This window comes from Lacisediminimonas sp. (assembly GCF_030645335.1).
Classification (GTDB): Bacteria; Pseudomonadota; Gammaproteobacteria; order Burkholderiales; family Burkholderiaceae_D; genus Lacisediminimonas.
In genome coordinates this window covers 18,783-37,730 of record NZ_JAUSNH010000260.1, presented here as the reverse complement: position 1 = coordinate 37,730, position 18,948 = coordinate 18,783, and the positions used below count along the sequence as shown (strand labels likewise).

Sequence of the window (18,948 nt, the reverse complement as noted above, 5' to 3'; positions counted from 1 at the left end):
CCATAGCAAGTCGGAACCACCCCTTCCCATCCCGAACAGGACCGTGAAACGACTTCGCGCCGATGATAGTGCTGCAACCAGTGTGAAAGTAGGTCATCGTCAGGCTTTTATCCGAAAAACCCCCTGAGGTATCTCAGGGGGGTTTTTTTATTGTGCGTCGTAGTTGAACATAGGCTCGACCGAGCCTGGCACATCTACCCGCATCTGCAAGATTTTCCCTGAAGCAGGAAAGTCCCGCACTTCCTGGTCAGAACGGTTGATCCGCACCGTCGTGATGAATAGCGTTCGCATGTCATCCCCACCAAATGCAACCATCGTCGGGCACCGTACAGGTAGCGGGAATTCCGCCACTATGTTGCCGTCAACTGACAGTTTGACGATGCGGCCTCCCTCATACATCGCGACCCAATACGCGCCTTCACTATCTACCGCCGCGCCGTCCGGCCGGCCTCCGTACCCAGATCCCCTTCCGGAGTTGAATTGATGGAATACGCGATGCTGCCCTATCGTCCCCGATTGCAGGTCAAAGTCGTATGCCTTGATGCAATGGGCGCTCGTATCCGCGTGATAGAGAACGCGGCTGTCGACGCTGAAAGCCAGTCCGTTGGAAACTGTCACTGGTAGATGGGCGTCCTGTATCCGACTGCCCCTGACACAGTAAAGGCTTGCCTTTGGTCCGTCGCGCGGCTCATGGATGCTACCCACCCACAGCCGCCCCTGCGCGTCGCAACGACCATCGTTGAATCGCTGTACCGCGCCGTCAAATGGTGCCGGTGCGATTAACTTCAGCTCGCCGGAGGCGGTGTCAAGAGTTGCAATTCCGGTCCGCATGGCTATTACGACTCCGCTCGCCATGCGCGCTATGCATCCTGGTTCGGATGGTAACTTCCATACGGTATGTTTCGCCACACGCTCTACATACCGATGAACAGATCGATCCTGAATGTCGATCCAGTATAGAGCGGCCTCCCTTGGCTCCCAGAGTGGACATTCCCCCAGCAGCATGGGAGCATCGTAGAAGACTTTTACCTCGGCCATTGGCCACCCCGCGTACAAAGCGGTAATTATGATGCATGGACATGGCCACGCATCGCTTGCCAGATGCGATATCGTAGTATCCTTTTTGCGGGACGATTCGGTGTGCGCGCTCGTTCCCAATGATAAAAAATGAATTCTTGCCGGCCTTGGGTGCCAGCCGGAAATTCCAAACCAATAAAGAGAGACAACATGAACCTGATACGTCTTTGCTCCACGCTGTTCGCCAGTGCGGCCATCATCGCCAGCGGGTCTGCCTATGGCAATGCTTATCCGACCAAGCCGATACGCATAGTGGTTCCCTTTTCAGCCGGGGGCACAACCGATCTGCTGGCACGTGCCGTCGGTGCGGAACTGACCAAGTCGCTCGGACAATCAGTCGTCGTTGACAACCGCCCTGGCGCTGGCGCCAATCTCGGCGCTGACCTGGTCGCCAAGTCGCCTGCAGACGGCTATACGTTATTGATGGGGACGGTCGGGACGCACGGCATCAATCAGGCCCTTTATCCTAAGCTGCCGTTTGATCCGATCAAGGATTTCGCCCCGGTCACATTGGTCGCCTCGGTGCCGAATGTTCTCGTGCTGAATCCAGGATTTGCGAGCAAGAACAAGATCACGGACCTGAAGAGCTTCATTGTCTACCTGAGGGCCAATCCGGGCAAAGTCAATATGGCGTCCAGCGGCAACGGCACGTCGATCCACCTGTCGGGTGAATTGTTCAAGACCATCACCCGAACCTACATGCTGCACATCCCTTATCGCGGTTCGGGTCCGGCATTGACCGATCTGATGGGTGGACAGGCCGATGTCATGTTCGATAACTTGCCATCGGCGCTGCCACACATCAAGTCTGGACGCCTGCTTGCGTTGGCAGTCACCAGCAGCAAGCCGTCCGCAGCGCTGCCCGGTGTCGCACCGATCGCGGCCGCAGGCGGCGAACTCGCCAATTTTGATGCCAGCTCCTGGTTCGGCGTCCTCGCTCCGGCAGGCACGCCGAAAGACATTGTGAACAAGCTGCAGCAAGAGATTGCCAAGTCCTTGTCTTCCCCGGCCATGAAAGAAAAATTGATCAGCCAGGGTGCCGACCCTGTGGGCAATACACCCGAGCAATTTGCCGCGCACATTCAGTCAGAAACCCAGAAATGGGCGAAAGTCGTCAAGGCATCTGGCGCCAAGGTCGACTAACACGGACGAGTAGTAATGAGCCGGCACTGCGTGCGGCGCACGGCAGCGGGGCGTCGTTCGCGTGCGGTGCTTCCCCGCTAGGTACTCAATGCGAGCGTGGCGAAACTCGCCAACCAATGGGTCCCAGCATAATTGCCAGTGGCAGCGTGGGGCAGTGAAGCTAGCAAATGCCGGTTCGCTGCCCGGTCAACTTCAGCGATCATCCCGACCGGAAGCGCCTTGGCAAGAAGACGCCAGCACCAGGCGCGTGACAGGTTAAGACCATCGAGGTGGACAATCTTTGCATCGTCCCCGGCAAACGCCGCGACTGGTGTCATCCACCTGAGCATGCCGGTATCGTCAGGCCTGAAACGATCCCACCATTGATGGAATCGGGTTGAATCAAGCATGCGCGCCATCAGTGCCGCTTCCAGCAAGCCGCCTGAAAGGAAGTCCTCGCCGTCCGGTTCATAGCGCGCCGGATAAGCCGAGTCTTGTCCGAACCACTCAAGCGCCTTGTCCCGGATTGCACCGTACACACTCGCGTCGCTCATGGCCGATGCGTAGTCCAGTCCCATCAGCATGGCGAAAGCGCTGTTGGCGTGTGTCCCGGCTCGGATCGGGTACACGGATTTTTTCAGATAGGCGAGATAGCGCTCCCGCAATAATCGCGTCAGCGGTGCCAGCGCATCGCACCAGCCGCGAGCGACCCGCAGTGATGGTGCTGCCTTTGCCAGCATGAGTTCGGCATGCAGCTTCAATACCCATGCCCAACCATAGGGCCGCTCGAACACTTCGTTTCCAGGCGACAGGAAAAAGGCGCATTCGATGTCGATTTTCGGCGTCGCAAGCCGCGACTGGAGGACATCGGTCGCCTCGTCACGCCATTGGGCTTCCGGGAACCTACGCAGCAGGCACACCAGAAGCCAATGCATATGCACACAAGAATGCCAATCGAACGAGCCATGGAATGCAGGGTGCATGAGACCCGGGTCAACATACGGCAGGGTCTCCGTGGTTACCCCATCGACGCGCTGCGGATAGGTGCGACGTATGTTTTCCATCGATGTGTGTGCGAAGCGCCCAGCAAGCACATCGAGCCGAGGGATATCCGCAAGCATTACGCCAGGAACGCTTCGGCCAGGCGAACCCAATAACTGGCACCCAGCGGCAGCAAGCGGTCATTGAAGTCGTAGCAAGCGTTGTGCAGGTTGCAGGGGCCAAGGCCGTGCCCGCCAGTTCGATGTTCACCATCACCATTGCCGATGAACACATAGCAGCCGCGTTTGCGCTGCAACATGAAAGCGAAGTCTTCCGCGCCCATGGTCGGCTCCACCGCCGTGTCGACGCGATCTGTACCAACCAGGTCTCTCATGACACCGATAGCAAATTCGGTTTCATCCGCATGGTTGATTAACGGTGGATAGTTGCGTTTGAAACTGAATTGCGCCGAAGCCCCGAATGCTTCTGCAATGCTGGTCGCCATCTGCGCCATGCGCGATTCGATCAAGTCGAGAGGCGCTTCACTGAAAGTCCTGACGGTACCAACGATCCTGGCTTCGTCAGGAATGATGTTCGTTGCGCTGCCAGCATGGATCTGTGTGACTGACAGCACAGCGCTGTCCATAGGGTTCTTGTTGCGGGTGATGATGCTTTGCCAGGACTGGACCACCTGCACCGCCGCCATGATGGGATCTATGCCCCTGTGCGGCTGGGCAGCGTGCGCCCCTTTTCCCGAAATCACCACCTCGAACTCGTTTGACGACGCCATCATCGGCCCGCTCGTCACAGCGAAGCTGCCCTCGGGCGCGCCAGGCCAGTTGTGCATGCCGAATACGGCATCCATTGGGCATCGATCGAATAGCCCCTCGTCGATCATCCGCAGCGCGCCGCCGCCGCCTTCTTCCGCCGGCTGGAAGATCAGATAAATCGTGCCGTCGAAGTTCTTGTGCCGGGCCAGGTAATGCGCGGCGCCAAGCAGCATTGCCATATGCCCGTCGTGCCCGCAGGCATGCATTTTCCCGGCGTTCACCGAGGTATGCTCGAACTGGTTCAGCTCCTGAACCGGCAGCGCATCCATATCGGCCCGCAGTCCAATCGCCTTGCCGCTATTGCCGTTCCTGATGACGCCAACCAAGCCAGTTCCTGCCAGGCCTCGCACGACAGGTATGTCCCATTGTGTCAGGTAATCGGCAATCAATTCCGATGTGCGGTGCTCCTCGAAACAGAGTTCCGGGTGGCGGTGCAGGTGCCGCCGGATTCCCTGCAAATCATCAGCAAATTCCTGAATCGCTTGGATTATTTCCATCGGTTTTTCCGCATCTGCTGTGGTGTCTGGAAAAGAGGTTGTGGGACTGATGGTATCGCCGCTACTGGTTTCGTGCACATCCGAAAACATTTTTCCTGTATTCGCAACTGCTGCGAAATATTTTGCCAAAAGTTGTCTTTTCGGCGCTTCATGTGTGAAACAGATTGCAGTAGGATGGGTTCATTGTGCGCGCCCTGCATCGGCGACGCGCGGCTTTATCACCCAGAGCGGAGTGGCGGCATCCGATGAAGAGCAGATGGCAGGCAGTAATTTCGGTTGCATCATTGGCGGCGTTTTCCTTGCTGTCCGGATGCGCGCAGCTCGGATATTACATGCAGGCAGTCGAGGGGCAGTTGACCCTGATGTCCGAGGCCCGTCCAATAGACCAATGGCTTGCAGATCCCGGCGTCGAGGAAAAACTCAAAGGCCGGCTGGAAAAGGTGAAGGAGATTCGCCACTTTGCCGCCGATGAGCTTGGCCTGCCCGACAATGAGAGCTACAAGACCTATGCCGACCTCAAGCGCGCATACGTGCTCTGGAATGTCGTTGCTGCGCCTGCGCTCTCGCTGAAGCCGACCCTGTGGTGCTTCCCGATTGCCGGGTGTGTCAACTATCGGGGCTACTACAACAAGCGCGAAGCCCAGGCGTTTGCCAGTGAGTTGCGCGCGCAAGGTTTCGATGTCCAGGTCTCTGGCGTTCCCGCCTATTCCACGCTTGGTTGGTTCAATGACCCTGTACTGTCCACTTTCATTCAATACCCGGACGCGGAATTGGCACGGCTAGTATTCCACGAGCTTGCCCACCAGGTGGCTTACGCCAAGGACGACTCGCGGTTCAATGAATCGTTCGCAGTCGCAGTGGAAGAAGTGGGCGTCGAGCGCTGGATGGAAAAGTTCGGCGATGCGCGCATGAAGAAGCTATTCAGTGATTACACGAGCCGGAAAAGGGACTTCCTGGCGTTGCTGACAAAACACCGTCAGCAACTTCTGGTGAACTATGCGGCAGAGGGCAGCGACGCTGAAAAGCTAGCGCGCAAGGCCGAGATTTTCCGGGCATTGAAAGAGGAGTACAAGGAGATCAAGTCCGAGCGATGGGCTGGTTACGCCGGGTACGACCGCTGGTTTTCGGAGCCCCTTTCCAACGCCCACCTGTCCACCGTTTCTACCTACCATGATCTGGTGCCGAGCTTTCGCGCGCTGCTGCGCCAGGAGCCGGATTTCCCGCGTTTTTACGAAGCCGTTCGCCGCCTTTCCTTGATGGATAAATCAGCCCGGCACCAACGGCTTGCTGAATTCGGCGGCAGCCCGCCGACCATGGCGGCGAGCGAACCGGACGATACGGTACTCGACACAGCGCGCTGATCCCGGCGTGATTACCCGGACGTAAAACCACGCGCTTGGAGGCCGGATCCCGAGCCCCGTTATGCTGCGCTGCAAAAGCGGGCTGAAGGAGATTCTCCAAATTCCTGCGTAGTATCGCAAAGCCCTTGCGCCGACTACCCGCGACCGATAGCATCTATGCAAGACTGCCCACGACGGTGGTCAGCACTGGCAGCGATTGCCATCTCATAACAACGAATAAGAGGCGGAGAATGGACAAATTTTGGCTCAAATCCTATCCAGAGGGCGTTCCGGCGGAGATCGATTACACGCAATACCGTTCCCTGGTGCAATTGCTGGAAGAGTCGTTCAGGAAATATGCCGACCGTAATGCCTATGCCTGCATGGGCAAGACCCTTACGTATCGCGAGCTGGACCAACTTTCCCTGCAACTCGCCGCGTGGCTGCAGAGCAGGGGGCTCGAAAAAGGCGCCCGGGTTGCATTGATGATGCCCAACGTATTGCAGTATCCGGTGGCCCTGGCTGCCGTGCTGCGTGCTGGCTACACCGTGGTCAATGTCAATCCGCTTTATACGCCACGGGAATTGCAGCACCAACTGACCGACTCTGGCGCCCAGGCGATCATCATCCTCGAGAATTTTTCGCACACACTGCAACAGGTGATTGACGCAACCAAAGTGCGGCACGTCGTCGTTGCCAGCATGGGCGACATGCTGGGTGCAAAAGGACTGTTGGTGAACTTCGTCGTCAGGCATGTCAAGAAACTGGTTCCTGCCTACACACTGCCGCACGCCATCTCGTTCAACAAGGCGATGAGCGAGGCAAGCAGGATGACCCACAAGCCGGTCGAACTTGGCCATGACGACATCGCCTTTCTTCAATATACCGGCGGTACGACGGGCGTTTCCAAAGGTGCGGTACTGATGCACCGGAATGTGATCGCCAATATCCTGCAAAACGAGGCCTGGGCCAAGCCGGCACTCGACCGGGAGCCCAAGGTAGACCCGTTGACCATCGTTTGCGCGCTGCCGCTGTATCATATTTTCGCGCTGACAGCCTGCGCCCTGTTCGGCGCAAAGGCCGGCGCAATGAACTTGCTGATACCCAATCCGCGCGACATACCGGGGTTCATCAAGGAGCTCGCCAAGTATGAGTTCAACATGCTGCCCGCTGTGAACACCTTGTATAACGGATTGGTCAATAACCCCGATTTTGCCAAGCTCGATTTCTCCCATCTGAAAATTTGCAATGGCGGTGGCATGGCCGTGCAGAAGGCGGTGAATGACAAGTGGTTCAAGGTCACCGGCGTCTCGATCATCGAAGGATATGGCCTCTCGGAGACCTCGCCGACGGCGACCTGCAACCCGGCAGACCAGCTTGAATTCAGCGGCACCATCGGGCTGCCGGTTCCGTCCACCGATATTGTAATCCTCGATGACGATAGCCAGCCGGTGCCGTTGGGGCAGCCTGGTGAAATCGCGATTCGCGGCCCCCAGGTGATGGCGGGATACTGGAATCGTCCGGATGAAACGGCCAAGGTCATGACGGCTGATGGCTACTTCAAATCAGGCGACATCGGCGTGATGGACGAGCGCGGCTTCGTGCGCATTGTCGACCGCAAGAAAGACATGATCCTGGTCTCGGGCTTCAATGTGTACCCGAACGAGATCGAAGCCGTGGTGGCAATGCATCCCGGCGTGCTGGAATGCGCCTGCGTGGGCGTGCCGGACGAGAGTGCCGGGGAGGCAGTCAAGCTGTTCGTTGTGCGCAAGGATCCGGCACTGACGAAAGAAGAATTGCTCGCCTACTGCAAGGAACAGTTCACCGGCTACAAGCGGCCAAAGTACATCGAGTTCCGCGATGAGCTGCCCAAGACGAACGTCGGCAAGATATTGCGGCGCGAACTGCGGGATGAAAAGAAAGCCGCCTGATCCCGAAGTGAGGCTTGCCTGACATTGACCCGAGTCCGCGCAAGCGGACTCGGCGCCATCAATCGGTCCTGGTCAGTCCGGCTTTGCCGGCCACTACCTGAAAGCTCGCAAGTGTTTCGACAGGCGAGTCGGGTGAGCGTACGTCCTCAAGCCCCATGTAACTGGCTTGCAGGCGTGTCGGCGTGAGTGCGATCAACATGTATCCGCGCCGGTCGCTGCGTCCGTACTTGATATGCGGATTGTGGGCAACGTAGAGGTCGGTACGGGACTGCGGTCTCGAACTCGACGTGATCGATGTCCCGCAAAATTCGGTCGCAAGAACCGGGTTGTCGGGCGACACCGGCTGGTAAAAATCGCGTCGTATTTCCGCCGCATAAAAAGTATGAACGTCGCCCGATAGTACGATCGGGTTGGCCGGCCGGTGACGCGCAATATCAGCCAGCAGCCGGTCGCGGGCGGCCGGATAGCCGTCCCACCCATCGTTCCAGAATCGACCGTCGTCAGGGTTCTCAATCGCCGTCTGGCTGGACTGTGCCATCAAGGTTTGCTGTGCCAGGAAATTCCACCGCCCCTGTGACTGCGCCAAGCCGTTTGCCAGCCACGTTTCCTGCGCGGCGCCCAGCATCGAGCGCCCGGAATCGAGCCGTTCACGGCACGCGTTCGTGACTGAATTCGAACCGCCCTGGCCGGGCCGCGGGCAGGCCTGCGGTGCGCGATACTGGCGGTCGTCCAGCACATGGAACCGCGCCAGCCGGCCCCAGTCATGTCGGTCATATATCTTCAAATGCGCGAAGGCTTTTCCCGGCGCCGGCACGATCGCCAGCCGGACCGGCATGTGTTCGTAAAAAGCCTGGTAGGCGGCAGCACGGCGCTCCAGGAACGCCTCGTCAAGGCGTTCGTCCCGGTCAGCAGCATAGTCATTTGCGACCTCATGATCGTCCCAGGTGACGATCCAGGGCGCGGCGTGGTGCGCTGCCTGCAGATCCTTGTCGCTCTTGTACTGCGCATACCGATTGCGGTAATCGCTTAGCGTGAACGACTCGTTGCTCCTGCGCGCGGCGTCCGGGTGCTTCAGTTCATAGGGTCCCCATTCGTAAATATAGTCGCCCAGGAAAGCCACCAGGTCAGGGGCGGCAGCCGCAATATGGCGGTGCGCCGCGTAATGTCCGAATTCCCAGTGCTGGCACGACGCCACGGCAAGTTTCATTGAAGCCGGCAAGGCATCACGGGCCGGTGCGGTCCGGGTACGGGCTACCGGGCTGGTCGCGTCGCCAGTCATGAAACGGTACCAATACCAGCGGTCTGCCTGCAGTTGACCAACATCGACATGGACGCTGTGCGCCAGCTGCGGCAGCGCAGTGGCCTCACCGCGCTGGACGATCTTGCTGAACTGCTCGTTTTCGGCAATTTCCCATTTCACCCGTACCGGTGCCGGCGGCAGCGGATCACCGACAATGCCCTCGGGCACCAGGCGAGTCCACAGCATGATCCGGTCCGGCAGCGGCGCGCCGGACGCCACGCCGAGCCCAAACGGATAGCCTGGCGTGCGGGACAGGACTGCACCAGGAAAGGCAAGCGACAGTGCGGATACTGCACTGAGCTGCGCAGCATGGCGCAGGAACTCTCTTCGGTGAATTTTCATCATCGGTGTGGATCGCCAGCGGAAGTTTTTGGTTTGGTCTTGTCAGTCTTGCGGCAGGGCGGGCAGCGGCCTGGGCTTCCTGTCGTCGCCGGTCGCCACATAGGTCAGCGTTGCATCGGTGACCTTGACGACCTCGGCCTGCAACTGGTTGCGCTCCGCATACACCTCGACATTGACCGTTACCGAAGTGCGGCCCACCTTCACGATCGTGGCATACAGTGAAAGCACGTCACCGACGAAAACCGGCTGCTTGAATACAAAAGAATTCACGGCAACTGTGGCCACCCGGCCATTCGCGCGCCGGACTGCCGGCAGGGAGCCGGCCAGGTCAACCTGGGACATGATCCAGCCGCCGAATACATCGCCATGCATATTGGCGTCGGCTGGCATGGGCATTACCCGCAGTTCGGGCATGCCAGGCGGCAGAGCTGTGTGTTCGGTCATGTTCATGCGCATCCTTGAATTGATAAGCGGCTAAAATGGATCGATCATAAGTCATTCCGGTTACATCACTCATGCGTCGCCACGCCAATCCCTCAGCAACGCACGAACCCAGTCCGGTCCCGGGCCAACGCAACGACTGGCAAACCATCCGGACGCTGTTGCCCTACCTCTGGAAATACAAGTGGCGAATGTTGCTCGCGCTGGCTTTCCTGGTCGGCGCCAAGCTCGCCAATGTCGGCGTACCGCTGGTGCTCAAGCAAATTGTCGACGGACTCAATATCAACCTGAGCCGGCCGGAAACGGTGCTGATGCTTCCGCTGGGGCTGCTGCTCGCATACGGCGCACTCCGGCTGGGCACGACTTTCTTTACCGAGATGCGGGAATTCGTTTTCGCCAAGGTCACGCAGCGTGCGGTGCGTACTGTTGCACTGCAGGTCTTTCGCCATTTGCATGCGCTCTCGCTGCGATTCCACCTGAACCGCCAGACCGGCGGCATGACCCGGGATATCGAACGTGGCACGCGTGCAATTTCGTCACTGGTTTCCTACACGCTGTTCAGTATCCTGCCCACACTGATCGAGATCACCCTGGTCCTCGGCTACCTAGTTTTGCAGTATGACATCTGGTTTTTTGCGATCACCGCATTCGCCCTGTTCGCCTATATCGCCTTCACCATTGTCGTGACGGAATGGCGGACACATTTCCGGCGCACCATGAACGACCTGGACTCGAAAGCGAACATACGCGCCATCGATTCCCTGATCAATTATGAGACCGTCAAATATTTCGGCAACGAAGACTACGAAGCCCGCCGCTATGACGAAGGGCTGCAGCGCTATGAAAGCGCAGCAGTCAGGTCGCAGACTTCGCTGTCGCTGCTCAATACAGGGCAGTCCGCCATCATCGCCATTGCAGTAACCCTGATTCTCTGGCGCGCGACTCTGGGCGTGATCGACGGCAGCATGACGCTCGGGGACCTGGTACTGGTCAATGCCTTCATGATCCAGCTGTACATCCCGCTGAATTTCCTTGGCGTGATCTATCGGGAAATCAAACAGAGCATGGCCGATATGGAGCGCATGTTCTCGCTGCTCGACCAGCATCGCGAAGTGAGCGATTCGCCGCAAGCCCAACCGCTGCAGGTGCGTGGGGCAGAGGTCCGCTTTTGCACGGTTGATTTTCGTTACGAGCCGGACCGGCAGATATTGTTCGATGTGGATTTCGTCATTCCTGCCGGGCACACCGCTGCCGTGGTTGGCCACAGCGGATCCGGGAAATCCACATTGTCGCGGCTGTTGTTCCGTTTCTACGATGTAGAGCGTGGTGCAATCACGATCGACGGCCAGGATTTGCGCAGCGTGACGCAATCGTCATTGCGCGCAGCGATCGGCATCGTTCCGCAGGACACGGTACTGTTCAACGACACCATCGAATACAACATCGGCTATGGCAGGCCCGGCGCAGGCAAGGATGAAATCGTCGCCGCTGCCAAGGCTGCGTACATCCATGATTTCATCGTCAGCCTGCCACAGGGTTACCAGACCAGTGTCGGCGAGCGCGGCCTGAAGCTGTCCGGCGGCGAGAAGCAACGGGTGGCGATTGCCCGTACGTTATTGAAAAATCCGGCGATACTGATTTTCGACGAGGCTACTTCGGCGCTTGACTCGAAGGCGGAGCAGGCGATCCAGGCACAGCTCAAGGAAATTGCGAAAGATCGCACGACGCTCGTCATCGCCCACCGTCTGTCCACGATTGCTGATGCGCATCAGATTCTGGTGATGGATCACGGCCGTATCATTGAGCGCGGCACGCACGCTGAACTGCTTGCCGCCAGTGGCGCCTACGCCCAGATGTGGCAGCGCCAGCAAGCCGGCCAGGAAGTCGCGCCGGCATCGCCAACCCCCGACGGAGGCGAGCTGCTGCCGCTGTCGGCTAATTGAGCGTTTGAGCATCCTTTACTTGCCGGAGCATGCATGACACATCATCAGCCCCTCTCCTATTTGCAGCCACAGCCGCGCGGGCCCTGGGATGATTACCTGGAACAGATCGACCGTGTCACGCCTCACCTGGGCTCGCTGGCGCGCTGGGTAGAAACACTCAAGCGGCCAAAGCGCATCCTGATCGTCGATGTGCCGATCGAGCGCGATGACGGATCGATCGCCCACTTCGAAGGTTATCGCGTCCAGCACAACACATCACGCGGTCCGGGCAAGGGCGGCGTGCGCTTCCATCAGGATGTCACCCTGTCGGAAGTCATGGCGCTGTCGGCCTGGATGACGGTCAAGAATGCGGCTGTCAACGTGCCCTATGGCGGCGCCAAAGGCGGTATCCGCGTCGATCCGAAGCAGTTGTCCCAGGCAGAGTTGCAGCGCATGACGCGTCGCTACACCAGCGAGATCAACATCATCATCGGCCCGACCAAGGACATCCCGGCGCCGGACGTGAACACCAATGAGCAGGTCATGGCGTGGATGATGGATACCTACTCGATGAACGAAGGCAGCACTGCCACCGGTGTGGTGACCGGCAAGCCGATTTCGCTGGGTGGAAGCCTTGGGCGGCAGGAAGCGACTGGTCGCGGCGTGTTTGTGCTGGGATGCGAAGCGGCAGTGCGCACCGGGCTCGATCCCGCCCGTCTGCGCGTGGCAATCCAGGGCCTGGGTAATGTCGGCGGTGTGGCGGCACGCCTGTTCGCGCAATCCGGCGCCATCGTGGTCGCCATCCAGGATCATGAAGCCACGATCTGCAACCCGGCAGGGATCGACGTGCCCGCACTGCTCGCGCATGCGCGGCGACATGGCAGCGTTGCCGGCTTCACGGGTGCAGAAAGCCTGGCAAACCGCGCAGAATTCTGGGAAGTGGATTGCGACCTGCTGATCCCCGCTGCCCTGGAGCAGCAGATCACTGAAGTCAATGCCGGGAAAATCAGGGCATCGATTGTGCTGGAGGGCGCAAACGGCCCAACCACGCCAGCGGCCGACGACATACTTGCCGCGCGCGGAATCCTGGTCGTCCCTGACGTGATCGCCAACGCCGGCGGCGTCACTGTCAGCTATTTCGAATGGGTGCAGGATTTCTCCAGCTTTTTCTGGAGCGAGGACGAGATCAACCAGCGCCTTACGCGCATTCTGACGGATGCTTTCGGCGCCGTATGGCAACTCGCTGCGGAACGCAAGGTATCGTTGCGCACGGCCGCGTTCATCGTCGGCTGCACCCGCGTATTGCAGGCGCGCGAGATGCGAGGACTGTACCCGTGATCCGGTTCCCCCCTTGCCACTATTGCTTTTGCTACACTACGTCGATTGATCAGGGGGCGAGAAAATGAAAATGAAAAAATCGGGATTTGTAGCGGTAGTGATCGGGGCAAGTTTGCTGTCGGGCGTCGTCATGGCGCAGGAGCTGACCGGAACCCTGAAAAAAATCAAGGACAGCGGCAGCGTCACGCTGGGTGTGCGCGACTCCTCCATCCCGTTTTCCTACCTCGACGACAAACAGTCCTACCAGGGCTATTCGATCGACCTTTGCCTGCGTACCGTGACCGCGATCCAGCGGCAGCTCGGGCTGGTGGCGCTGAAGGTGAAAATGAATCCCGTGACCTCCGCCACCCGCATCCCGCTGATGGCCAACGGCACCATCGATCTCGAATGCGGCTCCACCACCAACAACGTGGAGCGGCAAAATCAAGTAGCGTTTGCGCCGACCACTTTCGTGACTGCCAATCGGCTGCTGGCCAAGAAGAGCGCCAACATCACCAAACTCGATGACATGAAGGGCAAGACCCTGGTGTCCACGGCAGGTACGTCAAACCTCAAGCAAGTCACCGCACTCAATGCCGAGCGCAAGCTGGGCATGAACATACTGGCTGCCAAGGATCACGCAGAAGCTTTCCTGATGGTTGAAACCGGTCGCGCGGTCGCTTTTGCGATGGATGACATCCTGCTCTCATCGCTGGCGGCAAGTTCGAAGTCGCCCAACGACTACGTGATCACCAAAGAGTCGCTGTCGGTCGAGCCGTACGGCATCATGCTGCGCCGTGGCGACGAGCCGTTCAAGAAGGCGGTCGATACTGCAGTCATCAACCTGATGAAGAGCGGTGAGATCAACCGGATCTACGCCAAATGGTTCCAGTCACCGATCCCGCCCAAAGGCATCAACCTGTCGATACCCATGAGCGACCAGCTCAAGGCAGTAATCGCCAAGCCAACCGACTCGGGCGATCCCGCCACCTATGCTGCCGTTCCTGCGGCACAGAAAAAGTAACATGACGTTGATGGCGCACGCGATGTCCGTACCGGACATGCTTGCCGCAGCCCAAGGCTGAGCGAGGGCCTCGGGTGAACTACAACTGGAACTGGCGGATTTTCTGGGAAATGTCCCCGGACGCCGCCGGAACCTACTTCGACACGCTGGTCAGCGGACTGTTGTGGACAATCGCAACGGCGATGCTGGCCTGGATCATGGCGCTGCTGCTCGGTGCGCTGGTAGGAACGATGCGCACCGTTCCGCGGCGCGGCGTGGTGGCCCTTGCCAACGCCTACATCGAGCTGTTTCGCAATATTCCGCTGTTAGTCCAGATGTTCCTCTGGTATTTCGTCGTGCCGGAGCTGTTGCCTGTTGAACTGGGCAACTGGATAAAAGCCCTTCCCAACTCAGCCTTCATCACAGCGGTGCTCTGCCTCGGTTTTTTCACATCGAGCCGGATTGCCGTGCAGGTTTCCGCCGGCATCGAGGCTCTCCCGAGAGGGCAGCGGCTGGCGGCGCAGGCGCTCGGATTCACGCCCGTACAGACGTATCGGCATGTATTGTTGCCAGTGGCATTTCGTATCATCATCCCGCCACTGACCAGTGAATTCCTGAACGTCATCAAGAACAGCGCGGTTGCCTTGACGATCGGATTGATGGAATTGACCGCCCGCGCGCGCTCCATGCAGGAATTCAGCTTCCAGGTATTCGAGGCGTTCACGGCGGCGACCCTGATCTATGTCGTCCTGAACGTCCTTGTCGTGTTCCTGATGCATCGGCTCGAAAAATACTTTGCCGTACCAGGCACAATCGCACGCCCCACTACTGGTGGAGGGCACTGATTGTCCGATTTCGACTTCAACGTCATCGAGCGCTCCTGGGTATACCTGTTCACGACCGGCATGCGCTTCACGCTGCAGCTGACCGTCCTGGCCATGGTCGGCGGCATCGTATTCGGCACGGCGCTGGCGATGATGCGCTTGTCGCGCTTTCGCACGCTGTCGCTGGCGGCAGCGGCTTATGTGAATCTGATCCGCTCCATCCCGCTGGTACTGGTCATCTTCTGGTTTTACTTCCTGGTGCCCTACATCGGCGCCTGGTTGATCGGTGCGCCGGAGCCGATCAAGGTCGGTGCTTTCTCCTCATCGCTGATCACATTTATCTTGTTCGAGGCTGCGTATTTCTGCGAGATCATGCGGGCCGGCATTCAATCCGTATCGCGCGGACAGGTGCATGCAGCCCAGGCGCTCGGCATGAATTATTGGCAGGCGATGGGCAACGTCGTCTTGCCGCAAGCTTTCCGCAACATGATTCCGCTGCTGCTGACACAAACTATCGTGCTGTTCCAGGATGTCTCGCTGGTCTATGTGCTGTCGATCACCGATTTCGTCGGCGCGGCGTCGAAAGTGGCGCAACGCGACGGCCGGCTGGTCGAAATGTATCTGTTCGTGGCGGTCGTTTATTTCGTCATCTGCTTCGCGCTTTCCTCGCTGGTGAAAGTGTTGCAGAAGCGGGTGGCGGTCGTTCGCTGAATCGCAAGTACATGACAGGAAGTCCAAGATGATCGAAATGAAAGACGTCAGCAAATGGTATGGCAGCTTCCAGGTGCTGGCCGATTGCAGCCTGTCGGTAAGAAAGGGCGAGGTGGTCGTCATTTGCGGCCCCTCCGGCTCGGGCAAGTCGACGCTGATCAAGACCGTCAACGGGCTTGAACCGATCCAGAAAGGCGACATCACCGTCAACGGCATCCGTGTCAACGATCCCGCCACCAACCTGTCGGCCTTGCGTGCGCGCATTGGCATGGTGTTCCAGAATTTCGAGCTTTTCCCGCACCTTTCCGTTAGCGAGAACCTGGACATCGCCCAGGTCAAGGTGCTTGGTCGCAGCAAGGAAGAAGCGCGCGCGCGCGGGCTGCAGTACCTGGAGCGGGTCGGTCTGCTGGCGCACAAGGACAAGTTCCCCGGACAGCTTTCCGGTGGCCAGCAGCAACGCGTGGCGATTGCCCGCGCGCTATGCATGGACCCGATCGCCATGCTGTTCGACGAACCGACCTCCGCGCTCGACCCGGAGATGATCAATGAAGTCCTGGACGTCATGACACAACTCGCCCGCGACGGCATGACGATGATGGTCGTGACCCATGAAATGGGCTTTGCGCGCCGGGTGGCGCACCGTGTCGTCTTCATGGATCACGGGAAAATCATTGAAGACACGCCAAAAGACGCATTCTTCGACACGCCGCAATCAGAACGGGCGCGCGATTTCCTGACCCGCATCATTCACTGAGCACCTGCCCCGGAGCCGCGGGTTGCGGTTATAGTTGACGCCTTCATCATCGCAGGACAATCACCGAAATGGATTACAAAGAACTCCTGCTGGCGAGTTTTCAGGAGGCAGTCGCCGCCGCCGACCCGCTGAAGATCGTTGCAGCACATTTGCCGCCGCCACCGAAAGGCAAGACACTCGTGGTCGGCGCCGGCAAGGCAGCGGCCAGCATGGCGCGCGCAGTCGAACTGGCGTGGCCGGCCAGCGCGTCGCTGGAAGGCCTGGTCGTCACGCGCTACGCGCATGGCCTGCCCACCGCCCGCGTGACCGTGGTGGAGGCCGGGCATCCGGTTCCTGACGACGCCGGCGAGAAGGCGGCCGCCGAAATAGCCCACCGTGTGTCCACCCTGACCGAGGACGACTTGCTGATCGCGTTGGTATCCGGCGGCGGATCGAGCCTGCTGTCCTTGCCGGTCGCCGGTGTCGACATGGCTGACCTGAAGGCCGTCACCAAGTCACTGTTGAAGTCCGGTGCGCCCATTACGGAGATGAACATTGTCCGCAAGCACTTGTCCCGCATCCAGGGCGGCTGGCTGGCTTGTGCTTGCCGGGCGCCGGTCCTCACACTGATCGTCAGTGATGTCACTGGCGACGATCCGAGTGCGATAGCGTCGGGTCCTACCTGTCCGGACCCGTCGACCTACCAGGACGCACTGGCGGTGCTGCAACGCTATGAGGTGGTGGCGCCGGCATCGGTACAGCGACATCTGGAATCCGGCGCTGCCGGACAAGTGAAGGAAACCCCCAAACCGGGAGACCCCCTGTTTGCCCGCGTCCGGAACCACGTCATCGCCACAGCCCACCAGAGCCTGGAAGCCGGGGCTGCCTTTTTCCGGTCGCGGGGAATTACCCCGGTAGTGCTGGGTGATACCGTGACTGGTGAAGCGGCGGAAGTCGCCAAAGTGTATGCGGCGCTGGTCAAGGAGACCCGGCTGCACCAGCAGCCATTCAAGGCGCCGGTCGCGCTGATCTCCGGCGGCGAATGTACGGTGACGGTACGAGGTACTGGCCGTGGCGGACGCTGCGTAGAATTCCTGGCGTCGCTGGCGGTTGAACTCGGCGACATGCCCGGCGTCTATGCGATGGCCGCCGACACCGACGGCATCGATGGTACCGAGGATAATGCCGGAGCGATCCTGACACCGGACACCAGGGCCCGGGCCGAGGGAAAAGGGCTGAGCGCGCAAAAGATGCTGGCCAACAATGACGGCTACAGTTACTTTGCTGCGCTGGGCGACCTCATCATCACCGGCCCGACCAGGACCAACGTCAACGACTATCGGGTCATCCTGGTCGTCTAGTATCGCCAGCAGCTTGCCTTTCCATGCACATCGAAATCGACATGAACAGCATCACGATCACCCGGCCAGACGACTGGCACCTGCACCTGCGCGACGGCGCAACCATGGCCAGCGTCCTGCCGCATACTGCGCGCCAGTTCGCGCGCGCCATCGTCATGCCGAACTTGCGCCCGCCAGTCACCACGACCGCGCAGGCGCTTGCGTACCGCGCGCGTATCCTGCAAGCCTTGCCGGCTGGCGCCGATTTCGTGCCGCTGATGACGCTTTACCTGACCGACAACACATCGGGCGATGAAATACGCCGCGCCAAAGCCAGCGGCCTGGTGCACGCGGTCAAGCTCTATCCGGCCGGTGCGACCACCAATTCCGACGCCGGCGTGTCCGACCTGGGAAAGTGCGTGGCAGCGCTGGAGGCGATGCAGGAAGTTGGCATGCCCTTGTTGGTGCATGGCGAAGTGACCGATCCGGAGATCGATATTTTCGATCGGGAAGCCGTGTTCATCGACCAGGTGCTGACACCTTTGCGGGCTGATTTCCCGGCCCTCAAGCTCGTGTTTGAACATATCACGACGAAAAACGCGGCGCAGTATGTCGCCGATGCGCCGGGAGCCATTGGCGCGACCATCACTGCACATCATCTGCTGTACAACCGCAACGAGATTTTCCGTGGTGGCATCCGCCCGCACTACTACTGCCTGCCGGTATTGAAACGCGAGGAGCATCGGCAGGCGCTGCTTGCGGCCGCAGTGTCCGGCAACCGCCGCTTCTTTCTCGGCACAGATTCGGCGCCACATCCCAAGGGCCTGAAAGAACACGCTTGCGGTTGCGCCGGATGCTATACCGCCCTGCATGCACTTGAACTTTATGCCGAAGCATTTGACCGTGCCGGCGCGATCGACAAGCTGGAAGGATTCGCCAGCCTGCATGGGCCAGTTTTTTACGGACTGCCCATCAATGCCGGTTCGATCACACTGAAACGTCAGTCATGGCAGGTACCCGACGAGTTGCCAATGGGCGACACCGTGCTTGTTCCATTGGATGCCGGTGGCACGCTCGGCTGGCGGATGGCCTGAATCCGCAGCCTGCGCGGTGAGTGCCAATGACCGCCTCTTTTCTTGCAGGGATTGACTGGTCCGCGCCCTGGCTGTCGCCGTATGCCGGCGACGGGCGCTCGATCGCTTCGTCGCCGGACTGGCGCTCTGCGCTCAACCACGCG

Annotated in this window: 16 protein-coding genes and 1 rRNA gene; 12 read left to right on the top strand and 5 right to left on the bottom strand. The window is 59.5% G+C overall.

The features are described from left to right. A 5S ribosomal RNA gene (gene rrf / locus Q7T64_RS18070) occupies positions 1 to 105 on the top strand; the annotation flags it as partial. 42 nt (positions 106 to 147) lie between these two features. Here rrf and Q7T64_RS18065 read toward each other — a convergent pair. Continuing rightward, entirely contained in the window at positions 148 to 1,005 is an 858-nt protein-coding gene (locus Q7T64_RS18065) for an SMP-30/gluconolactonase/LRE family protein (RefSeq protein ID WP_370653369.1), read from the bottom strand. Positions 1,006 to 1,227: 222 nt separating this feature from the next. Between Q7T64_RS18065 and Q7T64_RS18060 the strand changes: the two genes are divergently transcribed. Then, positions 1,228 to 2,220 (top strand): tripartite tricarboxylate transporter substrate binding protein, encoded by a 993-nt coding sequence (locus Q7T64_RS18060; protein WP_304798804.1) that lies wholly within the window; start codon positions 1,228 to 1,230, stop codon positions 2,218 to 2,220. 77 nt (positions 2,221 to 2,297) lie between these two features. Here the strand turns inward: Q7T64_RS18060 and Q7T64_RS18055 are convergent, their stop codons facing one another. Next, positions 2,298 to 3,320 (bottom strand): DUF2891 domain-containing protein, encoded by a 1,023-nt coding sequence (locus Q7T64_RS18055; RefSeq protein ID WP_304798803.1) that lies wholly within the window; start codon positions 3,318 to 3,320, stop codon positions 2,298 to 2,300. Further along, positions 3,320 to 4,507 carry a M20 aminoacylase family protein gene (locus Q7T64_RS18050; protein ID WP_304798802.1) on the bottom strand — a complete coding sequence of 396 codons (1,188 nt, stop codon included), beginning with the start codon at positions 4,505 to 4,507 and terminating at the stop codon, positions 3,320 to 3,322. Before Q7T64_RS18050 ends, Q7T64_RS18055 begins: the two co-directional genes overlap by 1 nt. A gap of 332 nt (positions 4,508 to 4,839) precedes the next feature. Between Q7T64_RS18050 and Q7T64_RS18045 the strand changes: the two genes are divergently transcribed. Both Q7T64_RS18045 and Q7T64_RS18040 read left to right on the top strand, forming a co-directional pair. Further along, positions 4,840 to 5,868 (top strand): aminopeptidase, encoded by a 1,029-nt coding sequence (locus Q7T64_RS18045; RefSeq protein WP_304798801.1) that lies wholly within the window; start codon positions 4,840 to 4,842, stop codon positions 5,866 to 5,868. Between the two features lie 230 nt (positions 5,869 to 6,098). Continuing rightward, on the top strand, positions 6,099 to 7,778 hold the full coding sequence (locus Q7T64_RS18040) for a long-chain fatty acid--CoA ligase (protein ID WP_304798800.1): 1,680 nt from the start codon (positions 6,099 to 6,101) through the stop codon (positions 7,776 to 7,778). Positions 7,779 to 7,836: 58 nt separating this feature from the next. Here the strand turns inward: Q7T64_RS18040 and Q7T64_RS18035 are convergent, their stop codons facing one another. Next, positions 7,837 to 9,420: an alkaline phosphatase gene (locus Q7T64_RS18035; protein WP_304798809.1), complete on the bottom strand. Its 1,584-nt coding sequence runs from the start codon at positions 9,418 to 9,420 to the stop codon at positions 7,837 to 7,839. 42 nt (positions 9,421 to 9,462) lie between these two features. Continuing rightward, positions 9,463 to 9,870 (bottom strand): acyl-CoA thioesterase, encoded by a 408-nt coding sequence (locus Q7T64_RS18030; protein ID WP_304798799.1) that lies wholly within the window; start codon positions 9,868 to 9,870, stop codon positions 9,463 to 9,465. A gap of 65 nt (positions 9,871 to 9,935) precedes the next feature. Between Q7T64_RS18030 and Q7T64_RS18025 the strand changes: the two genes are divergently transcribed. From Q7T64_RS18025 to pyrC, 8 genes are all read left to right on the top strand, one after another. Beyond that, a complete protein-coding gene (locus tag Q7T64_RS18025; RefSeq protein WP_304798798.1) occupies positions 9,936 to 11,804 on the top strand; it encodes an ABC transporter ATP-binding protein/permease in 1,869 nt (622 codons plus the stop codon). Positions 11,805 to 11,837: 33 nt separating this feature from the next. Further along, the gene (locus Q7T64_RS18020; protein WP_304798797.1) at positions 11,838 to 13,121 is read left to right on the top strand and encodes a Glu/Leu/Phe/Val dehydrogenase; all 1,284 of its coding nucleotides are present in this window, start codon (positions 11,838 to 11,840) and stop codon (positions 13,119 to 13,121) included. Between the two features lie 70 nt (positions 13,122 to 13,191). Then, complete coding sequence (locus Q7T64_RS18015; protein ID WP_304798808.1) at positions 13,192 to 14,124, top strand: amino acid ABC transporter substrate-binding protein; 933 nt, start codon at positions 13,192 to 13,194, stop codon at positions 14,122 to 14,124. Positions 14,125 to 14,198: 74 nt separating this feature from the next. Next, on the top strand, positions 14,199 to 14,948 hold the full coding sequence (locus tag Q7T64_RS18010; protein WP_304798796.1) for an amino acid ABC transporter permease: 750 nt from the start codon (positions 14,199 to 14,201) through the stop codon (positions 14,946 to 14,948). Further along, complete coding sequence (locus Q7T64_RS18005; protein WP_304798793.1) at positions 14,949 to 15,638, top strand: amino acid ABC transporter permease; 690 nt, start codon at positions 14,949 to 14,951, stop codon at positions 15,636 to 15,638. Between the two features lie 28 nt (positions 15,639 to 15,666). Then, the gene (locus Q7T64_RS18000) at positions 15,667 to 16,392 is read left to right on the top strand and encodes an amino acid ABC transporter ATP-binding protein (protein WP_304798790.1); all 726 of its coding nucleotides are present in this window, start codon (positions 15,667 to 15,669) and stop codon (positions 16,390 to 16,392) included. Positions 16,393 to 16,460: 68 nt separating this feature from the next. Then, a complete protein-coding gene (locus Q7T64_RS17995; RefSeq protein ID WP_304798787.1) occupies positions 16,461 to 17,732 on the top strand; it encodes a glycerate kinase in 1,272 nt (423 codons plus the stop codon). Positions 17,733 to 17,755: 23 nt separating this feature from the next. After that, entirely contained in the window at positions 17,756 to 18,805 is a 1,050-nt protein-coding gene (gene pyrC, locus Q7T64_RS17990; protein WP_304798784.1) for a dihydroorotase, read from the top strand. The last annotated feature ends 143 nt before the right edge of the window (positions 18,806 to 18,948 follow it).

Bases quoted from the DNA above. Each gene is read 5' to 3' on its own strand.
- Q7T64_RS18065 (WP_370653369.1), bottom strand. From the start codon at position 1,005: ATGCTGCTGGGGGAATGTCCACTCTGGGAGCCAAGGGAGGCCGCTCTA.
- Q7T64_RS18060 (WP_304798804.1), top strand. From the start codon at position 1,228: ATGAACCTGATACGTCTTTGCTCCACGCTGTTCGCCAGTGCGGCCATC.
- Q7T64_RS18055 (WP_304798803.1), bottom strand. From the start codon at position 3,320: ATGCTTGCGGATATCCCTCGGCTCGATGTGCTTGCTGGGCGCTTCGCA.
- Q7T64_RS18050 (WP_304798802.1), bottom strand. From the start codon at position 4,507: ATGGAAATAATCCAAGCGATTCAGGAATTTGCTGATGATTTGCAGGGA.
- Q7T64_RS18045 (WP_304798801.1), top strand. From the start codon at position 4,840: ATGCAGGCAGTCGAGGGGCAGTTGACCCTGATGTCCGAGGCCCGTCCA.
- Q7T64_RS18040 (WP_304798800.1), top strand. From the start codon at position 6,099: ATGGACAAATTTTGGCTCAAATCCTATCCAGAGGGCGTTCCGGCGGAG.
- Q7T64_RS18035 (WP_304798809.1), bottom strand. From the start codon at position 9,420: ATGAAAATTCACCGAAGAGAGTTCCTGCGCCATGCTGCGCAGCTCAGT.
- Q7T64_RS18030 (WP_304798799.1), bottom strand. From the start codon at position 9,870: ATGAACATGACCGAACACACAGCTCTGCCGCCTGGCATGCCCGAACTG.
- Q7T64_RS18025 (WP_304798798.1), top strand. From the start codon at position 9,936: ATGCGTCGCCACGCCAATCCCTCAGCAACGCACGAACCCAGTCCGGTC.
- Q7T64_RS18020 (WP_304798797.1), top strand. From the start codon at position 11,838: ATGACACATCATCAGCCCCTCTCCTATTTGCAGCCACAGCCGCGCGGG.
- Q7T64_RS18015 (WP_304798808.1), top strand. From the start codon at position 13,192: ATGAAAAAATCGGGATTTGTAGCGGTAGTGATCGGGGCAAGTTTGCTG.
- Q7T64_RS18000 (WP_304798790.1), top strand. From the start codon at position 15,667: ATGATCGAAATGAAAGACGTCAGCAAATGGTATGGCAGCTTCCAGGTG.
- Q7T64_RS17995 (WP_304798787.1), top strand. From the start codon at position 16,461: ATGGATTACAAAGAACTCCTGCTGGCGAGTTTTCAGGAGGCAGTCGCC.
- pyrC (WP_304798784.1), top strand. From the start codon at position 17,756: ATGCACATCGAAATCGACATGAACAGCATCACGATCACCCGGCCAGAC.